General features: G+C 39.3%; 7 protein-coding genes and 1 other annotated feature. Of the genes, 1 reads left to right on the forward strand and 6 read right to left on the reverse strand.

The genetic code is table 11. The annotated features are described in order from the left end of the window. From G9U52_RS42040 to G9U52_RS39655, 4 genes are all read right to left on the reverse strand, one after another. A partial coding sequence (locus tag G9U52_RS42040) for a transposase (protein WP_166158785.1) occupies window positions 1-169 on the reverse strand: 169 nt, incomplete at its 3' end. 560 nt (window positions 170-729) lie between these two features. Then, window positions 730-1,464, reverse strand: a complete 735-nt coding sequence (locus tag G9U52_RS38780; RefSeq protein ID WP_166158787.1) for a hypothetical protein — start codon at window positions 1,462-1,464, stop codon at window positions 730-732. After that, complete coding sequence (locus G9U52_RS38785) at window positions 1,454-2,761, reverse strand: AAA family ATPase (RefSeq protein WP_166158789.1); 1,308 nt, start codon at window positions 2,759-2,761, stop codon at window positions 1,454-1,456. The genes G9U52_RS38780 and G9U52_RS38785 overlap by 11 nt, the downstream gene beginning before the upstream one ends. Window positions 2,762-2,987: 226 nt before the next feature. Then, complete coding sequence (locus G9U52_RS39655; protein WP_207953487.1) at window positions 2,988-3,404, reverse strand: hypothetical protein; 417 nt, start codon at window positions 3,402-3,404, stop codon at window positions 2,988-2,990. Between the two features lie 96 nt (window positions 3,405-3,500). Between G9U52_RS39655 and G9U52_RS38790 the strand changes: the two genes are divergently transcribed. After that, window positions 3,501-4,931 carry an IS4 family transposase gene (locus G9U52_RS38790; RefSeq protein WP_166158793.1) on the forward strand — a complete coding sequence of 477 codons (1,431 nt, stop codon included), beginning with the start codon at window positions 3,501-3,503 and terminating at the stop codon, window positions 4,929-4,931. A 512-nt stretch (window positions 4,932-5,443) separates the two neighbouring features. On the opposite strand, the gene G9U52_RS38795 is transcribed toward G9U52_RS38790, so the two are convergent. Both G9U52_RS38795 and G9U52_RS38800 read right to left on the reverse strand, forming a co-directional pair. Further along, window positions 5,444-5,884: a hypothetical protein gene (locus G9U52_RS38795; protein WP_311765002.1), complete on the reverse strand. Its 441-nt coding sequence runs from the start codon at window positions 5,882-5,884 to the stop codon at window positions 5,444-5,446. Window positions 5,885-6,671: 787 nt separating this feature from the next. Next, window positions 6,672-7,106, reverse strand: coding sequence for an HIT family protein (locus tag G9U52_RS38800; RefSeq protein WP_166158791.1), 435 nt, complete (start codon window positions 7,104-7,106; stop codon window positions 6,672-6,674). Window positions 7,107-7,424: 318 nt separating this feature from the next. Then, window positions 7,425-7,653: a binding site (T-box leader), on the reverse strand. Window positions 7,654-8,463 lie beyond the last annotated feature (810 nt).

Raw genomic sequence — 8,463 nt, forward strand, 5'->3', positions numbered from 1 at the left:
CTTGCACAGCAACGACTTCAGGCTCACCAGCATACTTTTTCAACCAGCCATATAGGGTGTTGGCGTTGATCTTTAATTCCCGTCCGACCTCAGCTACTGATTTCCCACTCTCCTTTATATAGTGAACCGTCTGTTTCTTGTACGTTTCATCATGATCCCTCTTTTTCATAGACACAGGCTCCCTCGTTCATGTTATTGAATCTAGTATAATCTGTGTCTACTATTCAGTCTAACTGCACTTTATCCATCAATTTAAAGCTGGAGCCAACCACAATTAGCTTAACTTCGTTCAACTAACAGGATCATTAAGCCTTAACGCCAATTGTCCATCACGAACAGAGCTGCCGTTCCGGATTCTGATCTTTTGCTGAAATTACGTCTAAAATACAAACCCATTTTTGTTGTGCTCAAAAGTATGCTTTTTGGCAGGGCTTTCTCATTCCTTGTTTTAATAGTAACAAATAAGGAATAGCCGGGAATACATATCGGCACTAAAAAAACGGCTAGAATTGCAGCCGTTTTTATTGTCGGATGATGATAAGAAATTGAGATAGGAGGTAGTGCTTTCGCCTCGCTTTATTTATTTACATACTCCAACTTGCACCGGATTATATATTAGGGATCCCAGAAGTGAAAAAGGATCCGCCACGGCTGATCCTTTAGTTTTGAGTCGTTTACATAAAAGCTGGCTTTTCAATAACTTTATTATCAACCTGCATTTTGTCGGTCCTATTTGATTAATAATTGATCGATGAATTCATACATGAGTATTGCATTAGTATATCTTTGAAGGGAATGATCCCCATGATCAATGAATTTCCATGATTCCACATGCTTATTTAATACGTTCGCTGGAAGCGGAGGAAGTTGACTGATCAGCAAATTATGAACGGTTGGTTGTGTCCCTACTGTTTTTAGGAAAGTTATAATTTTTTTTTGCTTTTCGTGTAGCAGAACATTCAATTCATCAAACACGACATGTTCTAAATGCTGTGATAGATAGAACAAACGGTATGGAATCTTAACTTTGTTATAAGAAATACTGTCTATAAATCGTACAACATGGGTATTGTCCTTCTTTACTTTGTTCCGAAATTGCATCTTTTCTTGTTGTTCTATGGAATTAACGAATATACCATTTACTTTGTATAAGACATTTCTATCTTGATTCGGGTCGACCTGAATTTTGTCATCTGTGACAAATGCTCCATCTGTATCTGAAAAATGTAATATTCCTAAAAAATCATTTAACCGCAATTCCCCCATTCGTTTAAGAAAGAATTGTCTAATCCGTTCTCTAATCTCCACACCTCGTTGGTCGAGATCGGTAAAAATGTCACCTTTATACGCCCTGATGACCACTAACTCTTTGGTATATTTCCGCGCTAGTTCTTCATAAAACAAGTGGCCATCCGATTCGCCTTCGACAATAACAAATAAAACCTTTTTCCGCTTAGTCGCCATCCGTGATCCCCGCCTCAATGAAGGATCGAACGATTTTAATAGGATTCGTTTCTTCATATAAAAACTCGGATTGGCCGCCTACCAAAAGCGTGCGTAAATATACATTTCGCATGTTATTATTTTTTTGCAGATGCTTAAATTTAATATATCTTTTTTTCTCATTCGTGGTCGTAAACCATATATTCTGTGGTGATAATTTTTCAAGTACTCGCAAATTATGAGAAGTAAAAATTAATTGTCCTTTACTGTACTCTTGGAAAATTTCAATTAACTCCCCTAGTAGGTATTCAAAAACACCTGCATCTAATTCGTCAATAATCACACAAGCAGATGGATTGTGAAAGACGGAAATCAGTGATGTCGTGATCGCAAATAACTTTAAAGTCCCAGCCGATTCCGCACTCAAAGGTAACGTAATATCTCCCTTTTTAGATCTAAATTCAGCACGAACTCCTTCCTCACCATTGGATAAGGTCGTTCGTCCCATATCTTTGAGATGCACAGACAAGCCTGGAATGATTGCACTAACTACCAAATTGTTTCGCTCAATGACGGAAGACAAATACTTATATTGTTCTTTCGATAAAGAAACATCATCTTTGATATGGTAGGTGCTACTTTCAATTAGTTTAGAAGTGAAATTATAAAATAAATAGGAAGGAAATACGCCTTCTTGCAGATTCTTAATTACGAGTAGATTTTTAGCGAACTGCTCCTTCAGTGCTTTATAAACCAATAAATCAAAACCACTAAATAGTTTTTCGGATTGGCTACTTACTATCTTACTAAAAAATAACGATCCCTCTACCTGTTCGGACAGCAATTTAATCCCAACTAGGAGAGTTTCAACCTCTTGTTTTGGTTTTTGTCGTAATTCAATCGGGCTATCTTCATCATTGATATAAATAAACATTTTGCCGTACTTTGCTTCTTTTGCTCTGACCTTCTCCGATTTTACCACCATTTTATCTTCTTCATATTCAAGCTCTACGCGGTAATTAACTTTGTTGGTTACATTACCACTCTGCACGATGAATTCAAATTCAAGACATAGAGTTTTTTGACCTTCATAGATGAGACGTTGATTTTTTGAAGGTAACACCTGACCATTTAATAGGGATTGCAATATACTAAAGGATTCTACCACCGCTGTTTTACCTGATCCGTTTTGTCCATAAAATCCAATAACTTGAGCGTCTAATATATTGTCATTGTTTAAATCAAAATCTATTTTTCCATATTTCACATTTTTCACGTTCGTCATTTCAATGGAAACAACCTTTACATCACTCTGCATTACTACACCTACTTTGACCTCTTTTTATACATTATATCACCATTTCATTGTAATATACTATAACCAATAAAATTTATTGAAATTTCCATTTGAGTGCTCATTTAAAACTATCATTATGTGGCATTAAATACATTTTTATGACTAATCCAATTTCGTTCTGCAAGGGTAATTGCTAAATAGGTAACAATCTAACGCTATAAAAAGGTGGTAGAAAGGCTGATAACAGTCATACACTCGCCCGTTTTCTAGCATGGATTTTACTTGGATCAATGACAACTTTAAGTGGGTGAGAAACATTATATTTAACATCGTTGCCAACAAATTTCGAGGCAATACCCCCATTCCATATTTGTCCTATTAAGCCTAAAGGTCTGACAGATACAATGGCCTCCCCAAAGCGATCCATAAGCTTACCATATGGAATGATGGCTGATGTATATTCAATTAAATGTCCGTGTTCCTGTGCATATCGTATCGTCTTTTTCAGAACCCGCTGAAAGACTAATGGTGAATTTAGAGACGCGATATGTATTTCTATAGTGTTATCCCATCTTAAATAACCGAATACTTTTAAGATTTTCCCAACTTTTGACCGCCACCATAATATCTTTGCGAAATATATGGGGTACCGCCACATGCCCATCAAGCTAAGATGAATCTATACCCCAAACTGGAATAATAGGCTATCCTTTCTATATCAAGCATAATTCCATAGAAAGGATGGTTTGCCATGAATTCTATTCCACTTTCTATCAGCGAAGAAATGCATTTACTAGCCCAACAGCTTCACCATCATTTTTCTCCTACCCAACTTGAGGAGCTCGCTAGAAAAGCTGGCTTCGTCCAACGAAAGAGCAAATATACCGCGCAGGATTTGGTTTCCTTATGTGTCTTTTTAAATGATCATGTAGCTGTGACACCCCTAGCACGATTATGTAGCCAACTTGATGCCTCCAATCAGCTTTCGATGAGCGCAGAAGGATTGAACCAGCGGTTCAATCCTTCTGCAGTTGCCTTCCTTCAATCCCTCTTTTCAACGCTTCTCCAAGAAAAAATCTCGACTTCCCTTTCGCTGCCTTGTGAATGTAACTCCTATTTTCATCGGATCCGTATTCTGGATTCGACTGTTTTTCAACTTCCAGATCCTTATGCCGACCGTTATCAGGGATCCGGAGGAAGTTCTCATACGGCTGGCATGAAAATACAACTCGAATACGAGTTGAAAACCGGAGAATTCTTACAAGTGGACGTTGGCCCCGGAAAAAACAACGACGGTCTATATGGCTCAAAACGAGCCAAAACGGTGGAAATGAACGATCTTTGTATTCGAGATTTGGGCTACTTTTGTTTAGAAGACTTCGAAGAAATAGAGCAGCGAGGAGCTTTTTATGTTTCGCGGTTAAAATTGAATGTCCGCGTATATGAACAAAACAAGGAAGTTGAACAATTCAAAGATGGCAGGGTAAAAAAGCAATCATTGTACAAAGAAATCGATCTGGAAGCTATTATGAATCGTCTTCAATCTGGAGAAATGGTGGAACTTCCCGATGTGTATCTGGGTCTTTATAAAAAATTTCACACACGGCTTCTTATTTACAAACTTACGGAAGAACAGACTCAAAAGCGGCTCCTGATGCGTGCTAAACAGGAGAAAAAGAAAAACGTAACCTATAAAGAACGAACAAAGCGTTTAAGTGCCATCAATATCTACATGACCAATGCCCCTGACATCTACTTAAAAAAAGAGCATGTCCATGACCTGTATTCCCTACGCTGGCAAATCGAGATTTTATTTAAAACGTGGAAATCCATCTTCCATATTGACCGATGCAAGCCGATCAAAACTGAACGTTTTGAATGTCATGTATACGGGCAGTTGATCGCCATTTTGCTTAGTTCTTCTCTCATGTTTCAGATGCGCAGGCTTTTGTTGATGAAGAAAAAGAAAGAAGCCAGTGAATTCAAAGTAATCTGTATCTTAAAAGAATATTTTCTTTCTCTACATGATGCCATGAAAAAGCAAGCGGATGATGTACAGCGGGTGCTTCTCCAATTCTTTCGGATGATTGAAAAGAACGGATGCAAGTCACATCGGTATGAGAAGAAAACCGTATTTGACATTCTAGGTGTAGTCTATGAGTATAGACAGAAATCACGATCTGCTGCCTAGGAAATTGAAATTTTTAAAACCGAAGCCACCAAGGCTTATTTAAGTCTGTACAAAATCCAGTTCTAAGCTAATTGATTTGGATCAAGTGACGAACAGTAGCATCTGGTCCTTTTTCTTAGTTCTTAGCTTGATGGGCATGTGGCGGTACCCCTTAAACAAGAAAAATTCTTCCGCATGATCCCCAATATAGGGATGTAGCAACCGCGAACTCTCCGATTTGTAATTTATAAACAACCAGGATAGCAGATTGCTATGGAACAATTCTTTTGAGGACAACGATAGCTGAAACATGGGTGATGATTCAAGTTCATGGATTGATTCGGGCTGCATTGAAGCTCTCCTTAACGATATTTTTTGGTTTAACCCCCACTCATACCATTCATTTTTGGTGCGAGCGAGGAAATAAAATAAAGTATTAGACTAAATAAAGTTGTAGACTGACTGACCATATTCTTCGGAAACCCGGTTCGCCGACGATAGCTCGTCTGCAGTTGGCTTGCCAGTCTATATATTTATTTTTCTACTTGAGGTCTGAAACCATAACTATGTTTGTAAAAATGTGCTTCTGCTATGGGTTCAAGAACTTGCTTAAAGCATTGCTGAATGATTCTTTCGAGAATACAAGGAATTCCGAGCGGTCGCCATTTGCCATTGTCTTTTTCTATAAATTTCCGCCTGACATTCTTGGGGCGGTACCATTTCAGTTTGTTTTGGATTTCTCTTACTAATTCATCTTCGGAACATTTTTCAATGTCTGTGATGGTTTTCCCATCTGTTCCTGGCGTCTTTGATCCTTTATTCGATTTCATCGTTCGATAAGCTAGCCGAATATTTTCTCTAGATGTGATGAGATCGTAAAGGTGTGAAAAGGATTCGCGCTTGCTGGCTCTCTCGTATAAATCTGTAAAAGATTCCGTCATGCCGTAGTACTCCCAATTTCGCAGAGCTTGCACTGTGGCATCCCTCCTTTTTGAGGCGATGTTCCCACGTTCTTACCCGACCGGTGCCATTCACGTTTGGAAAATGATTGTTCTTTTCTGTTAGACTTGGGGCTGTTCTTCCACTCCCATTACAGGAGATTCATCAGTCGTACCCCTACCCTCACGAGGCTTAATACATTTCGGCATGTGCCTTATTGCAACCGTCTTGGGTAACAGCCCTTGTTGCGACGTGCCTTGCTTTCCAAGTCCCTTACAACCTAGCTTTTTTTTTTTTTTTTCTGGACTTAGGTGCTTCCTTTAGGCCTGTGAGATCTAATACCGCCATAGTTCGGTATAGCGTATTTCAGAGGGCAGATTTTTACTTTACGCCGCTCACCCCATCGTAGGATGGTACATAAGTTTCCTAATGCTGTAACTTTAGACCTGTACATTCGGTTGTTCGTCAGTTCCTTCCACGGAACCATACTCACCCTATCCAGCTTTTCAGCCGCGCGGCATATCCATTGGCATACCTAAAATTGGCTCCAGCCTTTGTTCTGCCGAATCTACCTGTACTTCACACCTCATGACCTGTTAGTCAGGACGCGCGCAGGAGTATTGGCGGGATGATTTCCGGATACATGGTTCCTTCATTCTCATCCTCGGTTGTAAAGTTAAGATTATTCAATTTTAATCTCCTGAATTTCACGCTATTCACGCTTATAACAGAACTTGTCGAACCTGCCCGTTACTTTAATGGAAAGAGGAGCTGCCGTTTAGCAAGCTCCTCCACTCGTGCCCGTTAGTCGAAACGATGATTCTAGTTAAACTTTTCGTATAGTTTCTGGACTAATTCAATGGCTTCTTTTTCATCACATGACTTTTTCTGTGTAATGAATTTCATGCCTTTCGTTTCGCTTTGACCCATTCGAGGGATGAAATGTGCATGGAAGTGCGGGACTCCGTCGATAGTTACAAGAGAATAAACCCGTTCCGCATCCGTGATCTGTTTGAGCGTCGAATAAAGTTTTTTAACCAGATATCCATACGTTCCGGCTTCCTCATCTGTCATATCAGAGAAATCGAGGAAATGCCGTTTCGATTCTATCACCAATTGACCTAGAACCGATTGTTCAGCAGGAAAATGGCAGACCATCCAGTGCTCATCTTCATAAATATACCCACCAGGTGGTTGGTTAGAAATTCCAGTATGTTTGTCGCATATGAAGCAAGACATACACATCGCCTCTTTCATGTAAATTAAACAATCTCTAAATGAAAAAATCTTTTATTTCCTTCTACATATATATAACAGATGAGATGAAACTCCATACGTTATATCCGAGTCTAGCTAATTCAAGTGAGTGAGTATTTACCTGGTCCTGCACCATTATCTAGCACAGTTCCAAATGAAGACAAATATCGCCTTATATAATGTAAATTATGGTTCACCATCCAACTATCCCCATTCGTCAAAGCTAGAATAATAATCAATAACATTCTTCATCTGCCGCAATTCCTCCCTTAAATAGTAATATTTCCTTGTATAAGAATAGAAAAAACCTATCGCCTACAAAGAGGCGATAGGTTTGACCTTCGCGGTACCACTCTTCTTGATTCGTTGGTTTTATTAAAATGACAACGAAAACTTAGAACCCGGTTACGGAGGTTAGCCGTTAGGATCTACTGATTTTCGATCTTACCGCTCATGGGTGAGTTGGGGAAATTATTGACTGTCTTGCACCAGCCGACAGTTCTCTGAGCAATAGTTATTCCTTAATACTCCCAATCATTGCGTTTAGTCCGTATTTGATTGGATTCAGTATATTATTTCCAAATAACCCCTGTCAATATAAACTTATTTCTGCACTAAACTGCCAGTTAGCTCAACGCCTAGGTAGGACATATGTACAAAGTTTCCTATTTTGTGCAGATGTCTACGATCATTTTTCAGTAAGTTGTCTATCTTTTTCGAGAAAATCAAAGAAAAACGAAGAACGGCCCTTTCGCAAAACATGCGAACAGAGCCGTTTTTTTGCTATTGTTCCACGGAAAGAAAATCGACGTTCAGGGTGGGAAATGGGGGAATATCAGACTTGAAAATGAGGACTGGATTAAGCTCCCATGAAAATTAAATCTGCGAAAAACCTAAAAAAGACAATAATAAAGTAGACCTAGCCGAATGATTTTTTTAAAAAAAGGCTGTGCCTGAGAAGAGTTATGAAATTAAAGTGCCAAAGACCTTTCAAGGCTGAACATAAAAATGAGGCTGGTGCAGCAACCAGAGTAGGATTAATCTCCCATGAGTGCTTCCCAAAAGGGAGCGACAATCTGTGATGCACCGTGGTCGTTGGAGTCAGACTAACGGATGGGCTCTATGGCACCATAGCTTATCGACCTTCCTCTCCCAGCCATAGTAGCAGTATTGACAGATTCTTCGACCAATTTTCATCATCTGTGGTGCGGCGCTTGCGCCGCATGTGTGGCTAAACATTCCTGTAAGGCCTAAGATTTGGGCTTTGTCAAAAAAGGAGCGCCTCGGTATGATGGATTTGTCGAAGGGGTTTAACCCAATACATCAAGGAGGCGCTCTTACTATGAAGTTTAAACAA

The sequence above is a fragment of the Paenibacillus agricola genome (genome assembly GCF_011440305.1).
In the GTDB taxonomy this organism is placed as follows: Bacteria; Bacillota; Bacilli; order Paenibacillales; family NBRC-103111; genus Paenibacillus_S; species Paenibacillus_S agricola.

Excerpts from the sequence above, each read along its gene's own strand:
- G9U52_RS38780 (WP_166158787.1), bottom strand. The coding sequence starts at position 1,464 with ATGGCGACTAAGCGGAAAAAGGTTTTATTTGTTATTGTCGAAGGCGAA.
- G9U52_RS38785 (WP_166158789.1), bottom strand. The coding sequence starts at position 2,761 with ATGCAGAGTGATGTAAAGGTTGTTTCCATTGAAATGACGAACGTGAAA.
- G9U52_RS39655 (WP_207953487.1), bottom strand. The coding sequence starts at position 3,404 with ATGGGCATGTGGCGGTACCCCATATATTTCGCAAAGATATTATGGTGG.
- G9U52_RS38800 (WP_166158791.1), bottom strand. The coding sequence starts at position 7,106 with ATGAAAGAGGCGATGTGTATGTCTTGCTTCATATGCGACAAACATACT.